Below are 20,590 nucleotides of genomic sequence, written 5' to 3' on the forward strand. Positions count from 1 at the left end.
TTACCCAGTCTTGGAAAAAGGTTCAGATCAGGCCGCTTTGGCTTGCTCTTCTTTAAGTTCATGAATGGAAGCCGCCAGTTTGGCGATTTCGCGACGTAGCGGGTTTTTCGGAGCCGAAGTGGCGAGAGGAAGACCGTGATCACTGCCTTGCGTGATCGGTTTACCGCCATCGGGCAGTTGCAATTCAATTGCGATATCAAGGCTTTCGGCCATGCGTTTGATCCGGCTTTTGCCGCTAAGGTCGGTAAATTTCGGCGCACGGTTCATGACGTAACGCAGTTTTTCTACCGGCAGTTCTTCTGATTGAAGAGCGCGTTTGAAACGCAGCGTGTTTTGCGCAGACCGCATATCCAATTCGATCGTGGCGAAATAAACATGCGCGGCTTGCAGCACGGTTTCGCTCCATTGAACCAGGGTTGATGGCATGTCGATGACCACATAATCAAAGTGGCTGCGGGCCATTTCGATCACGCGGCTGATGTCGTCAGGACCCAACAGATCAAGGGGCAACATATCTGCGGGGGCCGTCAGCACCTGCAATTTGTCGTCAAAGGTCAGCAGGGATTGCGCGAAAATTTCGGCGTCCAGATTTTCAGTGTCCGACAGCATGTCATAGACAACTTCACGGCGCACCAAATCCAGGAACGTCGAAACGGCACCGAATTGCAGATCCAAATCGATCAGGCAGACAGACGGTGATGCATCGCCATCGATGTTCGCCAATTCCCAAGCAAGGTTAACGGCCAAAGTCGTCGCACCGGTTCCGCCGGCCAATCCGTGGCTGACGATCACGGCACCGTCTTTGCTGGCACCGGGTTTTAGCTGCGTTGTTGGGGCCGCGACAACCGCAGGTGCATTGGCTGCCCGCACATGATCGATGGCCTGTTGCAATTCGCCTTCGGGAAGGGGGTAGGGCACGAATTCGTCAGCACCTTTTCGCAGCAAGGAATGCAACGAGGCAGGGGTCACGTCTTCGGCGATCAGGATAACCTTGATGTTGCGCTTTTTGGCTTGGGCAATGATTTCGCCCATCAAAACAAGGTTGTCTTCGTCGGTATCATCCATCGCAAGGGCAATAAACTCCATGGCTTCGGCTTCGGGTTGCCCGAAAAAGGCCAGAGCCTCGGCAAATCCCAAATCGCCCCAGCTTTCGCCCAGGGCCGATTCCATATCTTCGATCAGCAAGTCAAAATTCTGCACGTCACGGCTGACGGTACAGGCCACAATGGGCGTCGTTTCGGGTTGCGGCATTACACTGCTCATTGCCAATCGTCCTTTGTTAACGGCACGGCGGGGAATGGCATGATGTCATTACTCGCTTGGCGCCCGCATCCAGCAACTTTGGCCAGACGCATTTGTCCTATTGAAGCGAATATGTCGGTGAACTAGGGCGAGATTGGGGCCGAAAGAAACCAATTGTTTGATATCTTGGGACGATCAACCTAATTTAGGTTGTATTGTATCGCTCTGCCGCCGTAACAGCAGAGCCGATTTTTCAGTAAATTCTTACTGTTCAGTCCGCAGGTCAGACCCTGAAATACCTTCAAGCTGCGACGGTGCCGTCGCGCTGTTCAGGTAGTCGCGGTAGATGATCTGAGCGTACTTGCCGTCGAGCACATTTTGGTGCGTGTTCACAAAGCCGGTGACTTCGGTCACGGTGCGACGATTGCGGCGTTCACGCCCCTGCGTCACGATCAGTGGTTGTGTTTCACCCAAAGAGGCGACGGCCTCGAGGCGTGAACGACTGATTCCTTGTGTCGTCAAATAGTGCACAACAGCGTTGGCACGTCGCAGCCCCAAACGCTTGTTTGAATGTGCGCCACCGACAGCATCGGTGTGTCCGTAGACGCGAAAACGGATTTCCGGGAATTGACGGATCCAACGCGCCTGTTCGCCAAGCGTGTCACGGGCCCCTGCATCCAACGTCGCGCTGTTGAAGGCAAAGTTGACGGTCGTCAACACTTCGGACGAGAATCTGTTAGCTAAATCAAAGGTATACTGGCGCTCACCGGTTTGGATCAGCGTGTTGTTCAGCGTCGCGTTTCCGAATTGACCAGTGTCGGCCAAGGCCCCGGCTTCGCGGTAAAACTGCGTGTAAACAGGGTCACTGCTGGGCGCACATGCGGCAACGCCAACCGTAATGGCAGCGATGGCGCTTACGCGAAGTTTTGTACGCTTGGTCAGCTGCATTTTCCCGATCTGCTTTTTGTTAGTCCAGAACATAGCCATATGAACCACTGAAGTCTTGTTTGGCAACCTCGGCAGCGGCACCCTTTTTAGGTGTACGCGTTCCGGCGGCTGTGCGTCCGAACAAGAACAAGTCTTTTTCGCTTGGCGGTTTGATCCGATCGGTGGGCAATGACAAGACATCGCCACGTGTCGGGGTCACCAAATGTGCGGTGATAATAATGACCAGCTCGGTTTGGCTGCGCTGATAGCTGGCAGAACGGAAAAGTGCGCCCAAAACAGGGACATCGCCGATCCAAGGCAGCTGCGAATTGTCGTCAGTAAAGTCGTCTTGCAACAAACCGGCGATTGCAAAGCTTTCGCCGTCGCGCAATTCGACCGTGGTCGATGTTTCACGCCGCGAGAATGCGTCGATCGACAGACCACCATCCGTGGTAAAACTGTTGGTCGGGTCAATCGCAGACACAGCTGCCTCGAGTTCGAGGTTGATCAGGTCTTTGTCCACAACGCGGGGGATAAAGTTCAGCTCAACACCGAAAGGTTTGTATTCAACCGTGATCGCGCCGTTGTCTTGGCTGACAGGGACGGGGTATTCGCCGCCCGCCAGAAATTTCGCTTCTTGGCCCGATAGGGCAACAAGGTTCGGTTCTGCCAATGTGCGCACAACGCCTTTGGTTTCAAGGGCTTCGAGCAAGATACCGACCTGAGTCGACCCTGCATTAAAGCCAAACAAGATCGCGCCGTTGTTGGTGTTTGTACCTGGAACGTTGCCACCTAGGGCTGTCGCGATGCCACCAGATGTCACATTTGTGCCAGACCCTGCGCTGACTCCAAGACCGCCAGTCGTGTTGCTGAGGGACAGCGACGAGCTGAGCGATTTTGATACGTTGCGCTGCATTTCTGCAAAGCGCACTTTCAGCATGACTTGTTGGATGCCACCAACGCTCATCAAATTGGACACCCGTTCAGGGGCGTAGCGTTCGGCCAAATCAAGCGCGCGTTGCAAGCGGGACGAGCTGGACACGATGCCAGACATTACGATCCCGTCGTTTGCGGTGCGCACTTCGATTTTTTCGCCCGGTAGGATCTGGCGAAGCCGTTCTTTGAATTCTGAAATGTCTGCGGACACCCGAACATCGACGTTTGTGATCAACTTGCCGGACGCATCCAGCAATGTCAGCGTCGTAAGGCCCGGTGATTTGCCCAAAACATAAATCGTGCGATCCGAAAGCGATGAAATGTCAGCAATTCCGGGGTTTGCGATGCTTAGTTCCGCAAATGGAACGTCGCTTTCCACAACCACGGCGCGGTTCATCGGCACATCTAAACTGCGCGACGTGCCTTGCTTGAGGACACGAATATTATTCGCCCAGCCCTCACTCGCGGTAAGAACCGCAAGGGGCGAAACGGTAAGTGACAGCCCAAGAAGGGCCGCTTTGAATAGCTTATCAATTTTCATGTGACCTGCCTTTTTGATCACGCCTCGGGATTGGGTCTTTGTGCCCATGTTGTAATCACCATGCGCCACTTTGGCTTTTTAATCAAGAATCAATGACTTCGCGGGAATTGTGCATGTGGATAAATCGCAACAGGGTAAAAATGACACAGGTGCCGCCTGTCGAGGCGACACCTGATAACCGTTTGATCGGGAGGGATTTCTGAAGGTCACCCCGACCGTTGTTTGATTAGTTTGTGCAGGGAATTGGGATTTCCAGTACTTCGGCACCACGACGTGTGCGGATTGTACAGACTTTTTCTTTTTCCAGGGCGACGGTTTCTTCGCGTTCAGCCAGACCCAAGAGCGAACGCTGATCGACGTTAACAGAACCCGCAACCGTGTCATCGTCCGCACCGACCAGCGACAGCGACAGGCTGCCTGTGGATTGTGCTTGGGCGAGGGCACCAACCTGCTCTGGTTTAACAGAGACGGTGACGGTGCGCGCAATCACAGCGCCGTTCAGATCGCCGGCGGCGGATTGGTCGATCGCGATCAGCTTTACGCCCGCTTCGATTAATTTTGTGACTTCGCTGGTGCTTGCTCCGACGCTGTTGCTGCTGCCGCGTTCCAGGCGGCCGGTCCAGTAGATGTCGACGCGGTCGTCGGGGCGCAAAAAGCCTGACACGCCGCTGGCCACATCAACACGGATCGCAAAGGCGCGCATGCCACGTTCTAGGCGGGATGTAATGCCTGCTTCTTCGCCAGGGGCGGACACTTTGACGGCCAAAATGGCTTCGTCTTTTTCCATTGCCCGCAGAACAACACGAAGCTGATCTTCGGTTTCGGAATACAGGCTGTGTTCGCCGATGAATGCGCCTTCGGGGATGGCGTTTTCAGGCCAACTGACCATCCGCACGTCCTCTGCCGCAAGGGCCTCGCCGTATTTCAATTGGCGGTCCGCCACGTAAACTTCGACAGTGGGGACAATCTTTTGACGGGCGGCACGTTCTTTTGCCAGCTCGGTTTGATATGCGCCAAATTGCTCTTTGGCGAGATAAACCGCACCACCAGCAAGCGCAACGCCTACGATAAGCACAAGTCCAAATACCATTCGCATGATGTCACCTCTTTAAATTTCTAGACCACTTATGTGGCCCTTTTGCTCGACTTAATGTGCGCCGCTAATTGTGGCGACTTGAAGGAACTGCTGTGGCCATCGCACGGCATTTTGCGCGTGAAACGAACCCAACCTACAGTCTCAGGGATGCAAACCAGCGCGCGACATTTGCCGCGCAACAATCCTGCCGGACAAGGGGGGGTTAAAACGACCAACCGGACAACAATGCCGTGATGTAGCCTGTCAGAACCAGGATGCTTGATTGCATTGTCGCGGCAATTCCTGCTGCCATTGCAACCAGCGCTGCCGTCAGAACAACCCAATCAACAGTGATCGCGCCGCTGTCTTCTTTGAAGAACATTTTCACTCGGTTAAACATACAATTTCCTTACTCTGTCTTCCGTTGCACAAAGGGCCGCGTCCGAGTGAACGGTCGCGGCCCCAAAATCTGCGGTTCAGACTAGGCCAAACGCGCTAGCCCGAGGCCAGACCTACGCTTATGCGTTAGGGTCTTGTGCTTGCAAGAATGTGTCTGTGTCGGTTGTCAGCTCAGTCGCACCGGTTTCGATGGATGTGTATGCTGCAACGGCCAGGCCAACAACTGCGGCTGTCAAAACAACCCAGTCAACTGTTACGGCGCCGTTTTCGTCTTTACGGAAGTTTTTGATAAATTTCATCATGGTGTGTCCCTCCAAAGGATCAATATTGTCTAAGTTCTACCTTGTCGTTTTTGTGGCTCACTCTCTCAATTGAGCCAGTTCGACGGGGTATGAACATATTGTGCACTGTGATTGAGGCATGAATTTGACCGGATAAAGGTTCTCTCAAGGCCTCAAATTTTAGTCCCGAGCTAGATCCACAGACCTAGCCCGAGGCCAGACCTACGCTTATGCGTTAGGGTCTTGTGCTTGCAAGAATGTGTCTGTGTCGGTTGTCAGCTCAGTCGCACCGGTTTCGATGGATGTGTATGCTGCAACGGCCAGACCAACAACTGCGGCTGTCAAAACAACCCAGTCAACTGTTACGGCGCCGTTTTCGTCTTTACGGAAGTTTTTGATAAATTTCATCATGGTGTGTCCCTCCAAAGGATCAGTGTTTTTAAGTTTCAACCTTGTCGGCGTTGGCGGCTCACTCTCTCATTTGAACCTGTCCGACTTGGTATGAGGATGTTTTGCACTTTGATTGAGGCATGAATTTGACTGCAAATATGGCTTTTGCACTTTTTAGGAAGCTTCCTGGGAAAGAGCATTTAGTGCGTTGTTTTTAAATGATATTAAACTTCGATGAATTTTCAAGTATTGATGTTTTGTTAATGAAATCTGCTAAATGTGGCGGTATCGCCTTGTTCTGTGCCCGATTTGCTGGCTGAAACGGCCAAAATCTGCAATAACAGCCCGACAAAACAAGCAAAGCCGAACAATCGGCGCACGAGCAGGCAGAACATATGCGGAATTTTTTAATAATCGCCATCTTCGGGATGGTTCTGTCTGGAATCGCGCAGGCAGAAGGCCCAAAGCCGTTTCCGGATTTTTCTGCCAAGCGTGTGAAGCCGCCAAAAGCCAGCGGATCCAAACGGATCACTATCCAGATTGATCCAGAGGCACAGGTGCAAACACCAAAGCCTGCGAACCCAACGGTGCAGGCCAGCGCGCCAGCCCCGCGTCGCCCGGACGCAAAATACGATTGGTTCTGGGACAAAGTCTCGCCTGATCTGGAAAACGCGGGGGCAGGGCGCTTGCAGCTGGCAATGTCGGCTTTGGCCGGGTCCAACGCCAAAGTGGCCAGCCCGCGATTGGCCGTGATGCAAGGCATTGCAAAGGTGCAGGGCATCGAAATCTTGAAATCAACGATCGGAACCGACGTGTCGCCGGCCTTGGTTTTGGCTGTGATGACAATTGAATCAGCGGGCAAGGCAGACGCTGTCAGTCGTGCCGGGGCCCAAGGGTTGATGCAACTGATGCCAGCCACAGCCGCGCGCTTTGGCGTCAAAGACAGTCTTGTGCCAGCGCAAAACATCGCAGGCGGCGTCAAATATCTGAACTGGTTGATGGGCGAATTCGACAATGACCCGATCATGGTGCTGGCCGGATACAACGCGGGCGAAGGATCAGTGCGCAAATACGCAGGTGTGCCGCCGTTTGCAGAAACCCGTGATTACGTCCCTAAGGTGCTCGCGGCGTTCCAAGTGGCGCGTGGCTTGTGCCTGACGCCACCAGAGTTGATCAGCGACGGATGCGTGTTCGCGCTGATGAACTAGACGCCTAGCGCGGCAAAGATATCGCGCCATAGCAAGAGGCCGTAAGCTTCGTTCATGTGCGCGTAATCCGGTTTGACAGGATCGGTCGGCGAAATCTGTTTTCGGGTCCCGGTGCCGTATTGCTTTAGGCTTAGCCCGTGTTCACCGATGGTTTGTTTGGGTTGTGCAATGTTCTGGATGCCTATTTCCAGCAGGCGCGTGGCAAATAGGTCTGCGGCGTGCTTCCAGACGTACGCAGATGCGCCGAGGTCCAGCGTACTGTTAAAGGGCTGCTCAAGCGTCGTTTCATTGCGCCGTGGCATGCCGACATGCAGAACACGCGGCACTTTCCAGTTGTGCCAGCTTTCTGTCGGTAAGTTTTCCTGAATGTTCTGGGCCAGGATGTGCTCGAACGCGGGACGCGACATTTTCTTGCCACCCGCATCCGCGTGAATGCCGTCGATTTCGAACTGGCGCAGCAGCGACATCAAAAGGATCGTATCAAAATACCACCAGCCGATGCAGATCACGGCGGCAAACGGGGACAGGTCTATCGACAGACGTTTGTTGTGGCGCATCGCATGGCGCAGCAGCTCTGGATCTTCGCCGTCTTGGGGGAAACAGCCAAACCGTTGCTCGGGTTCGACCGACATTGCCCGCAGGCCTATCTGATGACCGCGAAAGAACGACACATCAATGTCCGGGCGCAATTGTTCCAGCTGGTTGTACCATGCCAACTGTGGGGCCGTGGCGTGCGAATTGCCAATCACAGCAATGCGCATCATTTCGAGAACGCCTCCAGCAGCACGTCCTCGCATTGCGCGTCGGCTTCGGCTTTGGCGTAAGCATTGGGAATGCTGAGCTTGGCGGGGGCATCATCGGTGTCGTCGGGGACAGGGGCCCCATGCGCGCTTAAGAACATGCGCATCGCCTTGGCGACACCTTCTTTGGTGACACTGCGCCGGTTCTCGGTGAAATAGGCCCCCCCGGACTTGGCCGAAGTGATCGCCTCGTAGGACGCAAAGTAATCGACGTCATCGTAGTCATCATACAGCGCACCGCAAACCGCACGCAGTACGGCTTTTGAATGGGCGGTGGCGACTTCGACGTGTTGACCACTGGCTGTCGCGGTCAACGGTACGGGCGACACGGTCAGCAAGAATTTGACGGCTGGATTGCGTTGTTGCAGCATTTTGCGGAAGGTCAGAAAGTCTTTGATGATCTCGTCGTAGCGAAATTTCTTGAACACATGGATGTCAGGATCATACGCGCCCGCGATGACGCCCGGTGCGGTTGGATAGACGGTTTCGCTGGCGCGGTGCATCCATGCTTCGGTCAGACCCAGCGTCAGAACCACCACATCCGCCTTGAAAAACGCGCGCCTGGTCAGCAGCAAATGCGAGGTGCGATGGCTGTTGACCAAATCGGCAGTGTCCAAGCCTTCGGGTTCCACCGCAGGGCGCATGGCGTCAAAAAAACGACCGTCTTTTTCCCAAACCGCATCTTCGGGGGTGAATTTTCCACGCGCCTCTCTGAGCAGCTGAAGCAGTTGGCGCATCGTGTAGACGTTGCCATACCGCGCCGAGTACATCCTGTAGCCAAAGCGCTGGGCCACGCTGTCGCTGACGGCATCGGGCAAGGATTCTGTGTCGATGACGTTGAATTCAGCACCGCGCAGTGCCTTGCCCACGTGCTGTGCAAAGCAGGATCCAACCGTCAGGATCGCAGTTTCAGGCGTGATTTCAAACTTCGGTTGATACAGATCGCCAGGCGTCATCGGATCGGTTTCGGCAACTGCCGTGCGCCAATAAGCGTTGGGCGATAAATCTGTGTATGGGTTAGGCATTGGGACCTCGGGATCGCGACGGCTTTGATTTAGCATATGCACCGATCACTGATTTACAAACAGTGTTTGGCAGTTTCGATCCGGAACAACATGTCTTTGGTCAAAAGCGCACCGCGCAAATGGATCACGCGGTGCGACTGGTGTTAAACGATTTTGGCTTGGGTGGCGGCCCGCAGTTCTGCCTCGGTCACGCCGTCTGCGCATTCGACGATGGCCAAGCCACCCTCGACAACATCCAGCACACCCAAGTTGGTGATGATGCGGTCAACCACGGCTTTGCCGGTCAAAGGTAACGTGCATTCGGACAAGACCTTGCTGTCGCCGTGCTTGTTGGTGTGATCCATGACGACAACCACGCGACCAACGCCTGCGACCAGATCCATCGCACCGCCCATGCCCTTGACCAGCTTGCCGGGGATCATCCAGTTGGCGAGGTCACCGTTTTCGGCCACTTCCATCGCGCCAAGGATCGCCATGGCGATTTTGCCGCCACGGATCATGCCAAAGGACTGGGCGCTGTCAAAATATGCGGTCTGTGGCAGTTCTGTGATGGTCTGTTTGCCGGCGTTGATCAGGTCGGCGTCTTCGGTCCCTTCGATCGGAAACGGACCCATGCCCAGCATGCCGTTTTCCGATTGCAGCGTGACTTCGATGCCTTCGGGAATGTAGTTGCTGACCAGCGTCGGGATGCCGATGCCAAGGTTCACGTACCAGCCGTCTTGCAATTCGAGCGCGGCGCGTGCCGCCATTTGATTTCTATCCCAAGCCATGTTTTTGATCCTTGTTGGCGATGTTCGGGGTGCCGCAGCAACCCAGTGTGGTTAATGTTGATGCAGTGTGGGGCACTGCTGGATTTTATCCAGAACCGCGGCCCACACTTGTTTTCCGTAATCCGGGTTCATGTGGGCCAAATCCTGGCTCGGGTGGTGTTTGCCATTGCGAAGCCGCAAGGATCCGATCCCGTATTGACGTCGGGTCAAGCCGCTTTGCGCCAGCGTGTGTGCAGGTTGCCGCAGAAAGGTTATCGCGTGTTGTGCCATAGCGTTCTCAAGCCGGTCACAGGCGAGATCAAAAACCTCGCGATACCCAGCCGTAGGTTCATCGGGGCGTTTGGGGGCATTCTGACTGTCCAGAATGGCTTCGCTGCGACGGGGTGTTTCAACACAGATGACGTGTTTGCTGGTCCAGCCGTGCCATGTGTCGGGCAACATGCTGCGCTGACAGTAGTCTTGCAGGATTGCATCAAACGCGGGCCGCGACATAAGCGTTTTGGCCCCGTGATGGGGCATGCCATCAATATTGACGCGGCGCATGAGATCGCGAAGAAATGCGGGATCGTTGGACCAGCCAACATGCAAAACCACATCGGCGTCACTTAATAATACAGCACGATAATCCTGCACGTATTGATCTGTAATCTCGGCTTCTTCCAGCTGTTCACCGTCGGGTGCATACCAGGCCATGTGATCGCCAATCTTGATCCGGTTCAGCTTTTCTTGCCGTCCTGCGAGGTAGTTCACTTCAATATCGGGGAATCCAGGACCTAACTCATCCCACGCGAATTTCATGGCACTCGCATGGGATGACCCGACCAGAACAATTTTCAATTTGCGCGTTTTGCTCATGACTGACCTGCCATCATGCGCTGTGTTTTAGGTCAGTGAAGAACATCAAGAACCCGTCTGGGTCTTTGACATGCAATTCTCTGGCCCCGTAATCGCGCTCAACCGGACTGATGGGCAAAAGGTCAGGGTGATCGACAAAGCGGCCTTTGATCTCGTTCCAATAGTCCGCCACGTCATCCACCCAGAACTGGGCAGATACGTTGTTGGCCGTGGCGTTTAAGGCGGTCTCGTCGGCGGCGTTGATGAACGCAACCATCAGATTGCCGCGGCGCATCAACGCATACCCGTGATCTGGATTGTACAGCGCGCGTTCGAACCCCAAGCAAGTCTCGTAGAACGCAACGCTCACCATCACATCGCGCACGGCGACGATAGGGGCGGTGCCCGAGAGTTCAGGGGGGGCGTCGCTCATTTAGGCCGCTCGCGTGGTGCGCTGTTCGATGCGTTTCTCGTGATCGCCTTGAATGATGCGGTGCACGTAGATGCCGGGCAGGTGGATGCTGTCGGGGTCCAGCGAACCTGTCGGCACGATTTCTTCGACCTCGACCACACACATTTTGCCACACATTGCGGCCGGCGGGTTGAAATTGCGGGCGGTTTTGCGGAACACAAGGTTACCCGTCGCGTCCGCTTTCCATGCCTTCACAATGGCCAGATCGGCAACGATGCCTTCTTCCATGATGTAAGTTTCGCCGTTAAAATCTTTGTGCTCTTTGCCCTCAGCAATCACGGTGCCGACACCGGTTTTGGTGTAAAAGCCCGGGATACCACAGCCGCCTGCGCGCATACGTTCGGCCAACGTGCCTTGGGGGTTAAATTCCAGCTCCAATTCGCCGGACAAATACTGACGCATGAATTCTGCGTTTTCACCGACATACGAACTGATCATCTTTTTGACCTGCTTGGTTTGCAGCAAAATACCGATGCCAAAGTCATCAACGCCGGCGTTGTTGGACGCAAACGTCAAATCCTTTGTGCCCGCGTCCTTGATCGCGTCCAGCAGCAATTCAGGGATTCCGCACAGGCCAAAGCCACCTGATGCGATGAACATTCCATCGTGCAAAAGACCCTCAAGGGCCTCGGCTGCTGATCCATAGACTTTTTTCATGGGACTTCCCTTTTGGTGCGTGTTGGCAAAGTTTTGACGCTGCGTTGCGGCAGAGTCAATCGCGTCTGGGGGGTATTAGACGTCGCGGATCATCGTGGTGGCGCTTGCGAACCCGAACAGCCATTTGAACGGACCAAGGTGTTCTTGGGTGGTGGCGACAAACCCGCGACGTTCATACAAAGCGCGCGCACGCGGGTTCGTGTCGATGACGTCCAAACGAACAGCGGTTTTCCCCAGATCTTTGGCGGTCTGGACAATCGCATCTAACAGAACTGTACCGACACCTTGTCCACGCGCTTGCTCGCTTACAAAAATGCCGTCCATTGTCAGAATGTCCGGCGAATGCGTGCGCTCCAGCAGAGATAACAACGGGACGCGCCACGTGGACCCAATCGTGCCGTAGATCGCGGTCATGTCCGACCATTCAGCAGCAGTCAGCGCGCCATTGTCGGATTTATAACCGGCAACGCCCCACAAATCGCCATCCGGCCCAAGCGCGGAAATGGCGTGGGTGGGATCAAAGACACGGGTGAAAAATGCGCGCGCTTTGGCCTCTGGTCCCATCACTTTACTTAGTTTTGGGCCAAAAGCTTGCCAATATAGATCGACGGCGCGTGCGATGTGGTCAGGCGCGAGCCCGTGTTTGCAGGTAAACCCGCTCACGCATCGTCCTTTTTCGCCGCCGCTTTCTTCTTGGGGGCTGCTTTTTTCTTTGCTGCGGGCTTTTTGGCGGGTGCCTTTTTCGCTGCGGTTTTCTTGGCGGCGTGCTTCTTCTTGGTCGCTGCTTTGCGCTTGGCCGGGGATTTCGCCAGTTTTTCCTCGATCAAGATCACAGCTTGATCAACCGATAAATCCTCAGGCTCGATCTCTTTGGGGATCGTAGCGTTAACCTTTTCCCACTTCACATAAGGCCCGTATTTGCCTTTCATGATGTTGATCACACCGCCCATATCAGGGTGTTCGCCCATCTCGCGGATCGGAACTGCGGGTTGCCCACGGCTGCCGCGGCTGGCGATTTTCTCGGCCAACAGTTGCACGGCGCGGTTCATGCCGACGGTCCAGACCTCGTCGATGCCCTCGAGGTTGGCGTTGGTGCCGCCGCGCTCGGATGTCGAAACCGCGTGTTTCAGATACGGACCATAGCGCCCGATGTTGGCCCAAACCATCACGCCGTCTTCGGGGTGTGGCCCGATTTCGCGGGGCAGGGACAGCAACATGAGGGCCTGTTTCAAATCGACATCGGCGGGTGGCCAATCCTTAGGGATCGATTGGCGCGGTGGTTTTTTGTTTTCTTCCGTCACTTCGCCGCGTTGCACGTAGGGGCCAAAGCGCCCTTTGAATGCTGAAATCTTGTCGCCGTCGTCTTCGCCCAGAACTTTGCCTTCGGGTGGGATGCCACCGTTGTCTTCGGCACCGGGGGGGCCGAATGCGCGGGTATAGCGGCATTCAGGATAGTTCGAGCAACCGATGAACGCGCCGCCGGACCGTGCCGTGCGCATCGACAAGCGGCCGATTTCGCAGTTGGGGCACAGACGTGGATCGCCGCCGCCTTCAAGTGGTGGGAATAAGTGTGGTTCCAGCACCTCGTTGATTTTTTCCAACACTTCCGTGATGCGCAAATCAGACGTTTCAGCGATCGAGGCCGAGAAATCCTTCCAGAAGGAATTCAGCACGTCTTTATAATTACGGTCACCTGCGGACACATCGTCCAGCTCTTCTTCGAGGCTGGCCGTAAAATTGTAGCCGACGTACTTGCGGAAATAATTCTCAAGGAAGGCAATGACCAAACGGCCTTTGTCCTCTGGAATCAAACGGTTCTTTTCCTTGCGCACGTATTCACGGTCTTGGATCGTGGTCACGACAGAGGCGTAAGTCGACGGGCGCCCAATGCCCAATTCTTCCATGCGTTTGACCAATGTCGCCTCGGTGTAGCGGGGCGGTGGTTGCGTGAAATGCTGCTCTGGGTTGACCGATCTTTTGTCGGCTTTTTCACCTTGGGTGATCTGCGGCAGACGCTTGTCATCGTCATCCACAACCACATCATCGCGGCCTTCTTCGTAGATTTTCATGAAGCCGTCGAACAACATGACCTGACCCGTGGCGCGCAGTGTGACCTGTTCGTCATCCGATCCGATATCAACCGTTGTGCGTTCCAGACGCGCTGATTCCATCTGACAGGCCAGCGTGCGTTTCCAGATCAGATCGTATAGCTTGCGCTGATCCGCATCCATGATTTTCAGGTCATCAACGGCCTTGGTCATTTCCGTCGGGCGGATACATTCGTGCGCTTCTTGGGCGTTTTTGGCTTTGTTTTTATAGACGCGCGGGGCAGAGGGCACGTATTCGGCACCATACCGGTCTTTGATCGCATCGCGCGCCATCACGACAGCCTCGGGCGCCATATCGATGCCATCGGTCCGCATGTAGGTAATGTGACCGGCCTCGTATAGGCGCTGGGCGCTGCTCATGGTTTGGCGCGCACCCATGCCGAATTTGCGGCTGGCCTCTTGTTGCAGGGTCGAGGTCATGAACGGCGGGGACGGATTGCGCGAACCGGGCTTGGCCTCAACCGACTGAATTTTCAGATCGCGACTGCTGATTGCGGTTTCGGCCAGTTCGGCCTGCGTCTGATTCTCGATGTCAAAGCGTTCAAGCTTTTTGCCGGCCAGTACAGTCAGCCGGGCTTCAAACTCTTGACCACGCGGTGTCGCAAGGATCGCTTTGACGGACCAGTATTCGCGGTTGCGAAAGGCTTCGATTTCCATTTCGCGTTCGGTCAGGATGCGCAGGCAAACAGATTGCACACGCCCCGCAGATTTCGCGCCGGGCAATTTGCGCCACAGAACCGGCGACAAGTTAAACCCAACCAGATAATCCAGCGCGCGACGGGCGAGATACGCCTCGACCAAAGGCATGTCGACCTCGCGCGGATTTTTCATCGCTTCAGTGACGGCCGTCTTGGTGATCGCGTTAAAAACAACGCGGCTGACGGGTGTGCTTTTGTTGATCGCCTTGCGTTTTGTCAGTGCTTCTTGCAGGTGCCAACTGATCGCTTCGCCTTCGCGGTCCGGGTCAGTTGCGAGAATCAGTTCGTTGTCGTCTTTCAATGCATCGGTGATCGCTTTGACGTGTTTTTTGCTGTCGCTGCCGATTTCCCAGAGCATCTCGAAATCGTTCTCGGTGTCGACAGATCCGTCCTTGGGTGGCAGATCACGGACGTGTCCATACGAGGCGAGGACCGTGTAGTTATCGCCCAAATATTTGTTGATGGTTTTGGCTTTGGCCGGGGATTCAACAACAACGACTGGCATGTACGGGGGCACCTTTTGCGAAGAAATTCAGGGCGTCTATGGCTGCGCAAGATGTGAGGCGCAAGGGCGGAATGTCAACACACGTCGTTCGGGAGGCCGATATAGATAGTGAATGCAGCGCCTAATTGGTGCGCGCAAGCAATCCGCCATCTTGGCGCGCGATCTGACCGTCCAGCTCTAAATCCAGCAAAACCGGAGTGATATCGGCAGCACTGGTTTTCAGATCACGGATCAGTTGATCTTCGGCTAAAGGCGACGGACCGAGGCGCGACAAAATCTGCATGTGCAGATCAGATGTGTCACGCAAATCGCTGTTTTGGGTCGCTGGTTCGTCCATCGGCAGCATCTGCTGTGTGGGCGCAAGTGGTGTCAGCGCTTCGATTACGTCTTGGGCGCTGCGCACCAAGGTCGCGCCATCGCGGATCAACATATTGCAGCCAGAGGCGCGAGCATCAAAGGGGTGACCGGGCACGGCCAATACATCGCGCCCTTGATCCAAAGCATCGCGCGCGGTGATCAAGCTGCCGGACTTCGCAGCAGCTTCGACCACCACGGTCGCGTGTGACAAGCCAGAGATGATCCGATTGCGGACGGGAAAGTGGCGGGCCATTGGCTGTAGTCCGATCGGCATCTCGCTAAGACGCAGACCGGTGTTGGCAATCGAGGCCGCCAAATCAGCGTTTTCAGCAGGGTAGATCACGTCGACCCCGCCGGCTTGAACTGCGATTGTGCCGGTTGCCAAAGCGGCATGGTGGGCAGCGGCATCAACTCCGCGCGCAAGGCCCGAGACAATGACATAGCCTGCCTCGCCCAAATTTGCGGCAAGCGATTTTGCCATGCGTGTGCCCAGCGACGATGCATTTCGCGCGCCAACCAGCGCAATCATCGGGCGGTTCAGAAGGGAAATATCGCCCAACGCCCATAGAAACGGCGGGCAGTCCGGAAGATCCAGCAGGGACTGTGGAAAGTCGGGATCATCCTGAGAAATCAATTGCGCCCCAAGCGCATAGCCGGTCGCGATCTCTTTGCGAATAACTGCTTCGGGGCAAATGTCATACCGCTGAACGCCGGCGGCGCGCGCTACCTCAGGCAGCGCGGCCAACGCGTTTTGCGCCGTGCCGTGTTCAATTAGCAAACGTTTATACGTCGATATGCCAACCCGGCGGGATCGCAACAGACGGAGACGGTGAAATATGTCGACTTCCGGGGTGGGTAGGAGTGGGGGGTGAGTGGAAGAAGGAGTATTTCCTTTGACTGTCATCCGTGGCTCCGTCCGTTGCTGAGAACTTTATAAATTCAAAGAGGTTAACGACGAATGAATCAATTCCTCACTATTTATGGGGAAATTGGCGGGTATTTTCGCCAAAACGACGGTTTTATGTCGCCGATCCGCCAATTGTTAATCCGCCAATCATCAGCGTTGGTTGCCCGACGCCGACTGGCACCCATTGTCCAGCCTTGCCGCAGTTGCCCATGCCGGGGTCGAGCGCCATGTCGTTGCCGATGGCGCGAATCTGTTTGAGCGCGGTTGCGCCGTCGCCAATCAGTGTCGCTCCGTTCACTGCTTCGCCGACCACGCCGTTGCGCACGCGGTAGGCTTCGGTGCAGCTGAACACGAATTTTCCGTTGGTGATATCGACCTGGCCGCCACCGAATCCGACGGCGTAAATACCGTCCTTTAGATCAGCGACGATATCGCCGGGATTGGTGTCACCGCCCAGCATGTAGGTGTTGGTCATGCGCGGCATCGGCGTGTGTGCATAGCTTTCGCGCCGCCCGTTGCCTGTCGGTTCAACCCCCATCAGGCGCGCGTTTTGGCGGTCCTGCATGTAGCCGACCAGCACACCGTCTTCGATCAGCGTGTTCTTGGCGGATGGCGTACCTTCGTCGTCCACAGAAATAGACCCACGCCGGTCGGGAATCGTGCCGTCATCTAACACAGTGACACCTTTGGCGGCGATCTGTTGACCCATCAGGCCCGCAAACGCGCTAGATCCTTTGCGGTTAAAATCGCCCTCTAGGCCGTGCCCGATGGCTTCGTGCAGCAAAATGCCGGGCCAGCCGGGGCCAAGCACGACGTCCATCACGCCCGCGGGGGCGGGGACAGCTTCGAGGTTGACCAATGCAACGCGCAGTGCCTCGCGGGTTTTTTCCTGCCAATCGTTAGGATCCAACAACCCATCAAGCCCCACACGGCCGCCGCCGCCTGCGGATCCTGATTCGCGCCGCCCATTGTGTTCGACGATGACAGAGACGTTTACGCGGGTCATCGGGCGGATATCGCTGACGGATCCACCTTCGGGGCGCAAGATCACGACCTCTTGGAGCGATGCGGCAATGCTGGCTGTGCATTGCACCACACGATTGTCCAAAGAACGGGCGAAATCGTCCATTGCGCGCAAAGTGTCCAGTTTCACAGGGAAAGTGGCCCCCGCAATCGGGTCTTCATCGGTGTAAAGCTTGGTATTTGTGGCCTGAGGTGCGTCTGCCCATGTACCACCGCCCGCGCCAACAGCCAGACGTGCGGTTTGTGTTGCGCGTTTCAGCGCGGCCTCGGAAATTTCTGTGGAATGGGCGTATCCGGCGACCTCGCCACGGACCGCGCGCAGACCGAATCCTTCGGATGCATCATAGCTGGCCGTCTTGAGACGTCCGTCATCAAACATCATCGCCTCGGAACGGCGGCGTTCTAGGAACAATTCGCCGTCATCTGCCCCGGCGGTCGCTTCGCGCAGCGTTTTAAGGGCTGCATCGCGGTCCAAATCCGTTTCGAACGGTGCAAAAGGGGCCTCTGACATGTTTGGTTTTCCTGATTTTTAAGGCCGGATTGGCACGCTAGGATTGATTTAGATCAAAAAGCGTCCGTTTGCCGCGCCTGAATGTCTTTATCTTGTAGTCAGAATATGATTGTAAGCTGCAAGAATACAACGGTCGACCGGTACGCGAATGTGCGAATGGTCAACTCCGGCATCAACAGTGATCACCAGATCAGGACGACACATGAAAAAGCTTATTTCCAATTTCGCCGCAACGGCCACCTTGATGGCCTCTTTTGTGGCGCTGCCAGCAATGGCGCAAAATACCACTCAGATTGAGGGGCTTGAAATCATCGGCGCGCCAATCGATGGCAAAATGGGCTTTCAGCCAGCTGTGACATCTGTCGCCAGCGATTTGCAAAACCTTGATTGGTTGTTGTTGATCATCATCACCGTGATCAGCGTGTTCGTAACGGGTCTGATGATCTGGTGCATTATCCGCTTTAACAAAAAGCGCAATCCGGTGGCGGCATCCTTCACGCACCACACAGGGATCGAGATCACCTGGACGATCGCGCCGATTGTTATTCTGGTTCTTCTTGGGGCGTATTCCTTGCCGGTTCTGTTCAACCAGCAAGAAATTCCAAAGGCTGATCTGACGATCAAAGCGACGGGCAACCAATGGTACTGGACGCATGAATATGTGGACCACGGATTTGAATTCGACAGCTACTTGCTGGGCTCTGCGGCCACGCTGGACACAGACGCGCGCCCCGCAGATGCAGACGTCACGCCACAAATTCTGGACGCCGCAATGGAAGCCAAGCTGGTTGACGCAGGCTACAGCCGTGATGAATGGTTGCTTGCCACTGACACAGCCGTCGTGATCCCGGTGAACAAAACAGTTGTTGTTCAGGTCACTGGTTCAGACGTTATCCACGCCTGGACGATCCCGGCGTTTGGCGTAAAACAAGACGCGGTCCCTGGCCGTTTGGCGGAACTGTGGTTCAAAGCCGAGCGTGAAGGCATCTACTTTGGTCAATGCTCAGAATTGTGCGGCAAAGACCACGCTTACATGCCGATCACCGTCAAAGTTGTCTCGCAAGAGGTCTATGATGCGTGGCTGGCCAGCGCGATCGAAGAATACGCTGGCATCGCGCTGCCGACGCGCGTCGCTTCTAACTAATTTGACAAGGGCGAGGGATCATACCTTGCCCTTGGTCGTTTTCTATTGCGCAAGCCCAACAGCCCGCCAGACAAGAGTGATCGCATGACAGACGTCAGCTATACTGCACAGACGGAACAACCGGAGGCGTCCTTGCGGGACTACTACGAGTTGATGAAGCCACGCGTGATGCAACTGGTTGTGTTTACAGCTGTTGTTGGTCTGATTGCGGCCCCAGTTTCCGTGCATCCGGTCGTTGGATTCGCATCCATTCTGTTCATCGCAATCGGGGCTGGTGCCTCTGGCGCGCTGAACATGTGGTGGGACAGAGATATCGATTCTGTGATGAAACGCACGGTTAAACGGCCGATCCCCGCGGGCAAAGTTCTCCCGGGGGAGGCGTTGAACCTTGGCGTGGCGCTGTCCGGTCTGTCGGTGATGATGCTGTGCCTTGCTGGCAACTTGCTGGCAGGCGCGATGCTGGCCTTTACCATCTTCTTTTACATTGTCATTTATTCCATGTGGCTGAAACGCTCGACCCCGCAAAACATCGTTATCGGTGGCGCGGCGGGGGCCTTTCCACCAGTGATCGGCTGGGTTGTGGCGACGGGATCCATGGCGATTGAACCGTGGCTGATGTTCGCGCTGATCTTTATGTGGACGCCGCCGCATTTCTGGGCGCTGGCGCTGTTCATGCGCAATGACTACGACGATGCGCAAGTGCCGATGTTAACCGTCACGCATGGCCGTCCCGCCACACGCCGTCACATTCTGATTTACACGGTATTGCTGTTTGTTCTGGCTGTCGGAACCGGGTTCACGTCGATTGGTGGGCCGATTTATCTGGCCGCTGCGGTGATCCTGAACGTGCTGTTCCTCAAGGGGGCATTCGCAATCTGGAAACGTGACGAAGTGATTGCAGACGCGGATGACTATCTCGTTGAACGCAAGTTTTTCAAACTGTCGCTGTGGTACCTGTTCTTGCACTTTGGCGCGATTTTGGCCGAAGCAATTCTGCGTCCCTACGGTCTAGGTGGTTGGTCATGAGCCTTAAGCACGAGCACGAAATTCACAAGCGCCGCAAATCCCGCAACGTTGGTGTTGGCCTGATGCTGGGCGGGTTCGTCGTGCTGATCATGGCGCTGACCTATGTGAAAATCACCTCCGGCGCGTTCGAGCTGCCAAAGGTCGAGGTTTCGCAGTGAAAAATCCGTTGTTTCGCCTTAGCCCGAAAGGGCGCACCGTTGCACAAACAGCCGGCTTGGTTGTTGTGATGGCGGGGTTGGCGTGGGCATCGGTGCCGTTTTACGACTGGTTCTGCCGGGTCACGGGCTTTGGTGGCGTCACCCAAGTCGCAACTGTGGGATCCGAAGACATCTTGGATCAAACGATCACGATCCGCTTTGATGCGTCCCTGCACACAGATATGCCGTGGGAATTCAAACCCGAAGTCCGCCAGATGGAATTGCGCATTGGCGAAACGGGGCTCGCATTTTACGAGGCCTACAACCCGACAAACAAACCGATCGCGGGCTCTGCCAGCTACAATGTTGCCCCGTACCAAGCGGGTGGCTTTTTCAACAAAATCGACTGCTTCTGCTTTGAAGAACAGGTCTTGGCCGCGGGCGAACGCGTCATGATGCCAGTGACATTTTATGTTGATCCCGAAATCGTTGCGGATCGCGACGGAAAATACGTGCACACGATCACGCTAAGCTATACATTTTATCAAATCGATCTGCCCGAAGGCTATGCGGCCCTCGCGACAGAGAGTGACACCAACCTGAACTGAGGGACGCTT

22 protein-coding genes are annotated in these 20,590 nt (G+C 55.4%); 5 read left to right on the top strand and 17 right to left on the bottom strand.

Annotation, left to right across the window (positions count from 1 at the left end):
- Positions 1 to 27: 27 nt before the first annotated feature.
- From ACFIO0_RS02730 to ACFIO0_RS02760, 7 genes are all read right to left on the bottom strand, one after another.
- Complete coding sequence (locus ACFIO0_RS02730; protein WP_390913350.1) at positions 28 to 1,263, bottom strand: AAA family ATPase; 1,236 nt, start codon at positions 1,261 to 1,263, stop codon at positions 28 to 30.
- Positions 1,264 to 1,506: 243 nt separating this feature from the next.
- Complete coding sequence (locus ACFIO0_RS02735; protein WP_390915277.1) at positions 1,507 to 2,190, bottom strand: OmpA family protein; 684 nt, start codon at positions 2,188 to 2,190, stop codon at positions 1,507 to 1,509.
- Positions 2,191 to 2,209: 19 nt separating this feature from the next.
- The gene (locus ACFIO0_RS02740) at positions 2,210 to 3,646 is read right to left on the bottom strand and encodes a pilus assembly protein N-terminal domain-containing protein (RefSeq protein ID WP_390913352.1); all 1,437 of its coding nucleotides are present in this window, start codon (positions 3,644 to 3,646) and stop codon (positions 2,210 to 2,212) included.
- A 226-nt stretch (positions 3,647 to 3,872) separates the two neighbouring features.
- Complete coding sequence (gene cpaB / locus ACFIO0_RS02745) at positions 3,873 to 4,742, bottom strand: Flp pilus assembly protein CpaB (protein WP_390913354.1); 870 nt, start codon at positions 4,740 to 4,742, stop codon at positions 3,873 to 3,875.
- Between the two features lie 202 nt (positions 4,743 to 4,944).
- Positions 4,945 to 5,121, bottom strand: coding sequence for a hypothetical protein (locus ACFIO0_RS02750; protein WP_390913355.1), 177 nt, complete (start codon positions 5,119 to 5,121; stop codon positions 4,945 to 4,947).
- Positions 5,122 to 5,239: 118 nt separating this feature from the next.
- Positions 5,240 to 5,422 (bottom strand): hypothetical protein, encoded by a 183-nt coding sequence (locus tag ACFIO0_RS02755; RefSeq protein ID WP_390913357.1) that lies wholly within the window; start codon positions 5,420 to 5,422, stop codon positions 5,240 to 5,242.
- Positions 5,423 to 5,629: 207 nt separating this feature from the next.
- Positions 5,630 to 5,812 (bottom strand): hypothetical protein, encoded by a 183-nt coding sequence (locus ACFIO0_RS02760; protein WP_390913357.1) that lies wholly within the window; start codon positions 5,810 to 5,812, stop codon positions 5,630 to 5,632.
- Between the two features lie 374 nt (positions 5,813 to 6,186).
- Between ACFIO0_RS02760 and ACFIO0_RS02765 the strand changes: the two genes are divergently transcribed.
- Complete coding sequence (locus ACFIO0_RS02765; RefSeq protein WP_390913359.1) at positions 6,187 to 6,999, top strand: transglycosylase SLT domain-containing protein; 813 nt, start codon at positions 6,187 to 6,189, stop codon at positions 6,997 to 6,999.
- Here the strand turns inward: ACFIO0_RS02765 and ACFIO0_RS02770 are convergent.
- The 10 genes from ACFIO0_RS02770 to tldD form a co-directional block, all read right to left on the bottom strand.
- Positions 6,996 to 7,763 carry a hypothetical protein gene (locus ACFIO0_RS02770; protein ID WP_390913361.1) on the bottom strand — a complete coding sequence of 256 codons (768 nt, stop codon included), beginning with the start codon at positions 7,761 to 7,763 and terminating at the stop codon, positions 6,996 to 6,998. The two genes, ACFIO0_RS02765 and ACFIO0_RS02770, sit on opposite strands and share 4 nt — an antisense overlap.
- Complete coding sequence (locus ACFIO0_RS02775; protein ID WP_390913363.1) at positions 7,760 to 8,824, bottom strand: GSCFA domain-containing protein; 1,065 nt, start codon at positions 8,822 to 8,824, stop codon at positions 7,760 to 7,762. Before ACFIO0_RS02775 ends, ACFIO0_RS02770 begins: the two co-directional genes overlap by 4 nt.
- Positions 8,825 to 8,967: 143 nt before the next feature.
- Complete coding sequence (locus ACFIO0_RS02780) at positions 8,968 to 9,594, bottom strand: 3-oxoacid CoA-transferase subunit B (protein WP_390913365.1); 627 nt, start codon at positions 9,592 to 9,594, stop codon at positions 8,968 to 8,970.
- 51 nt (positions 9,595 to 9,645) lie between these two features.
- The gene (locus ACFIO0_RS02785; protein WP_390913367.1) at positions 9,646 to 10,449 is read right to left on the bottom strand and encodes a hypothetical protein; all 804 of its coding nucleotides are present in this window, start codon (positions 10,447 to 10,449) and stop codon (positions 9,646 to 9,648) included.
- A gap of 13 nt (positions 10,450 to 10,462) precedes the next feature.
- On the bottom strand, positions 10,463 to 10,861 hold the full coding sequence (locus ACFIO0_RS02790) for a VOC family protein (protein WP_390913369.1): 399 nt from the start codon (positions 10,859 to 10,861) through the stop codon (positions 10,463 to 10,465).
- The gene (locus tag ACFIO0_RS02795) at positions 10,862 to 11,557 is read right to left on the bottom strand and encodes a 3-oxoacid CoA-transferase subunit A (protein WP_390913371.1); all 696 of its coding nucleotides are present in this window, start codon (positions 11,555 to 11,557) and stop codon (positions 10,862 to 10,864) included.
- A 75-nt stretch (positions 11,558 to 11,632) separates the two neighbouring features.
- Positions 11,633 to 12,220 carry a GNAT family N-acetyltransferase gene (locus ACFIO0_RS02800; protein ID WP_390913373.1) on the bottom strand — a complete coding sequence of 196 codons (588 nt, stop codon included), beginning with the start codon at positions 12,218 to 12,220 and terminating at the stop codon, positions 11,633 to 11,635.
- Positions 12,217 to 14,868, bottom strand: a complete 2,652-nt coding sequence (gene topA, locus ACFIO0_RS02805; RefSeq protein ID WP_390913375.1) for a type I DNA topoisomerase — start codon at positions 14,866 to 14,868, stop codon at positions 12,217 to 12,219. The genes ACFIO0_RS02800 and topA overlap by 4 nt, the downstream gene beginning before the upstream one ends.
- A 121-nt stretch (positions 14,869 to 14,989) precedes the next feature.
- Positions 14,990 to 16,129: a DNA-processing protein DprA gene (gene dprA / locus ACFIO0_RS02810; RefSeq protein ID WP_390913377.1), complete on the bottom strand. Its 1,140-nt coding sequence runs from the start codon at positions 16,127 to 16,129 to the stop codon at positions 14,990 to 14,992.
- Positions 16,130 to 16,244: 115 nt separating this feature from the next.
- A complete protein-coding gene (gene tldD / locus ACFIO0_RS02815; protein WP_390913379.1) occupies positions 16,245 to 17,666 on the bottom strand; it encodes a metalloprotease TldD in 1,422 nt (473 codons plus the stop codon).
- Between the two features lie 202 nt (positions 17,667 to 17,868).
- Between tldD and coxB the strand changes: the two genes are divergently transcribed.
- The 4 genes from coxB (at position 17,869) to ACFIO0_RS02835 (ending at position 20,581) form a co-directional block, all read left to right on the top strand.
- Positions 17,869 to 18,810: a cytochrome c oxidase subunit II gene (coxB, locus tag ACFIO0_RS02820; protein ID WP_390913381.1), complete on the top strand. Its 942-nt coding sequence runs from the start codon at positions 17,869 to 17,871 to the stop codon at positions 18,808 to 18,810.
- 84 nt (positions 18,811 to 18,894) lie between these two features.
- Positions 18,895 to 19,836, top strand: a complete 942-nt coding sequence (gene cyoE / locus ACFIO0_RS02825; RefSeq protein ID WP_390913383.1) for a heme o synthase — start codon at positions 18,895 to 18,897, stop codon at positions 19,834 to 19,836.
- Entirely contained in the window at positions 19,833 to 19,994 is a 162-nt protein-coding gene (locus tag ACFIO0_RS02830; protein WP_390913385.1) for a cytochrome C oxidase assembly protein, read from the top strand. The genes cyoE and ACFIO0_RS02830 overlap by 4 nt, the downstream gene beginning before the upstream one ends.
- Complete coding sequence (locus tag ACFIO0_RS02835) at positions 19,991 to 20,581, top strand: cytochrome c oxidase assembly protein (protein ID WP_390913386.1); 591 nt, start codon at positions 19,991 to 19,993, stop codon at positions 20,579 to 20,581. Before ACFIO0_RS02830 ends, ACFIO0_RS02835 begins: the two co-directional genes overlap by 4 nt.
- Positions 20,582 to 20,590 lie beyond the last annotated feature (9 nt).

Source organism: Pseudosulfitobacter sp. SM2401, from assembly GCF_042932805.1.
Lineage (GTDB): Bacteria > Pseudomonadota > Alphaproteobacteria > Rhodobacterales > Rhodobacteraceae > Ascidiaceihabitans.

What these genes read in the sequence shown, in the direction of transcription:
- ACFIO0_RS02730 (WP_390913350.1), bottom strand. Translation starts at nt 1,263, where the DNA reads ATGAGCAGTGTAATGCCGCAACCCGAAACGACGCCCATTGTGGCCTGT.
- ACFIO0_RS02735 (WP_390915277.1), bottom strand. Translation starts at nt 2,190, where the DNA reads ATGCAGCTGACCAAGCGTACAAAACTTCGCGTAAGCGCCATCGCTGCC.
- ACFIO0_RS02740 (WP_390913352.1), bottom strand. Translation starts at nt 3,646, where the DNA reads ATGAAAATTGATAAGCTATTCAAAGCGGCCCTTCTTGGGCTGTCACTT.
- cpaB (WP_390913354.1), bottom strand. Translation starts at nt 4,742, where the DNA reads ATGCGAATGGTATTTGGACTTGTGCTTATCGTAGGCGTTGCGCTTGCT.
- ACFIO0_RS02750 (WP_390913355.1), bottom strand. Translation starts at nt 5,121, where the DNA reads ATGTTTAACCGAGTGAAAATGTTCTTCAAAGAAGACAGCGGCGCGATC.
- ACFIO0_RS02755 (WP_390913357.1), bottom strand. Translation starts at nt 5,422, where the DNA reads ATGATGAAATTTATCAAAAACTTCCGTAAAGACGAAAACGGCGCCGTA.
- ACFIO0_RS02760 (WP_390913357.1), bottom strand. Translation starts at nt 5,812, where the DNA reads ATGATGAAATTTATCAAAAACTTCCGTAAAGACGAAAACGGCGCCGTA.
- ACFIO0_RS02765 (WP_390913359.1), top strand. Translation starts at nt 6,187, where the DNA reads ATGCGGAATTTTTTAATAATCGCCATCTTCGGGATGGTTCTGTCTGGA.
- ACFIO0_RS02770 (WP_390913361.1), bottom strand. Translation starts at nt 7,763, where the DNA reads ATGATGCGCATTGCTGTGATTGGCAATTCGCACGCCACGGCCCCACAG.
- ACFIO0_RS02775 (WP_390913363.1), bottom strand. Translation starts at nt 8,824, where the DNA reads ATGCCTAACCCATACACAGATTTATCGCCCAACGCTTATTGGCGCACG.
- ACFIO0_RS02780 (WP_390913365.1), bottom strand. Translation starts at nt 9,594, where the DNA reads ATGGCTTGGGATAGAAATCAAATGGCGGCACGCGCCGCGCTCGAATTG.
- ACFIO0_RS02785 (WP_390913367.1), bottom strand. Translation starts at nt 10,449, where the DNA reads ATGAGCAAAACGCGCAAATTGAAAATTGTTCTGGTCGGGTCATCCCAT.
- ACFIO0_RS02790 (WP_390913369.1), bottom strand. Translation starts at nt 10,861, where the DNA reads ATGAGCGACGCCCCCCCTGAACTCTCGGGCACCGCCCCTATCGTCGCC.
- ACFIO0_RS02795 (WP_390913371.1), bottom strand. Translation starts at nt 11,557, where the DNA reads ATGAAAAAAGTCTATGGATCAGCAGCCGAGGCCCTTGAGGGTCTTTTG.
- topA (WP_390913375.1), bottom strand. Translation starts at nt 14,868, where the DNA reads ATGCCAGTCGTTGTTGTTGAATCCCCGGCCAAAGCCAAAACCATCAAC.
- dprA (WP_390913377.1), bottom strand. Translation starts at nt 16,129, where the DNA reads ATGACAGTCAAAGGAAATACTCCTTCTTCCACTCACCCCCCACTCCTA.
- tldD (WP_390913379.1), bottom strand. Translation starts at nt 17,666, where the DNA reads ATGTCAGAGGCCCCTTTTGCACCGTTCGAAACGGATTTGGACCGCGAT.
- coxB (WP_390913381.1), top strand. Translation starts at nt 17,869, where the DNA reads ATGAAAAAGCTTATTTCCAATTTCGCCGCAACGGCCACCTTGATGGCC.
- cyoE (WP_390913383.1), top strand. Translation starts at nt 18,895, where the DNA reads ATGACAGACGTCAGCTATACTGCACAGACGGAACAACCGGAGGCGTCC.
- ACFIO0_RS02830 (WP_390913385.1), top strand. Translation starts at nt 19,833, where the DNA reads ATGAGCCTTAAGCACGAGCACGAAATTCACAAGCGCCGCAAATCCCGC.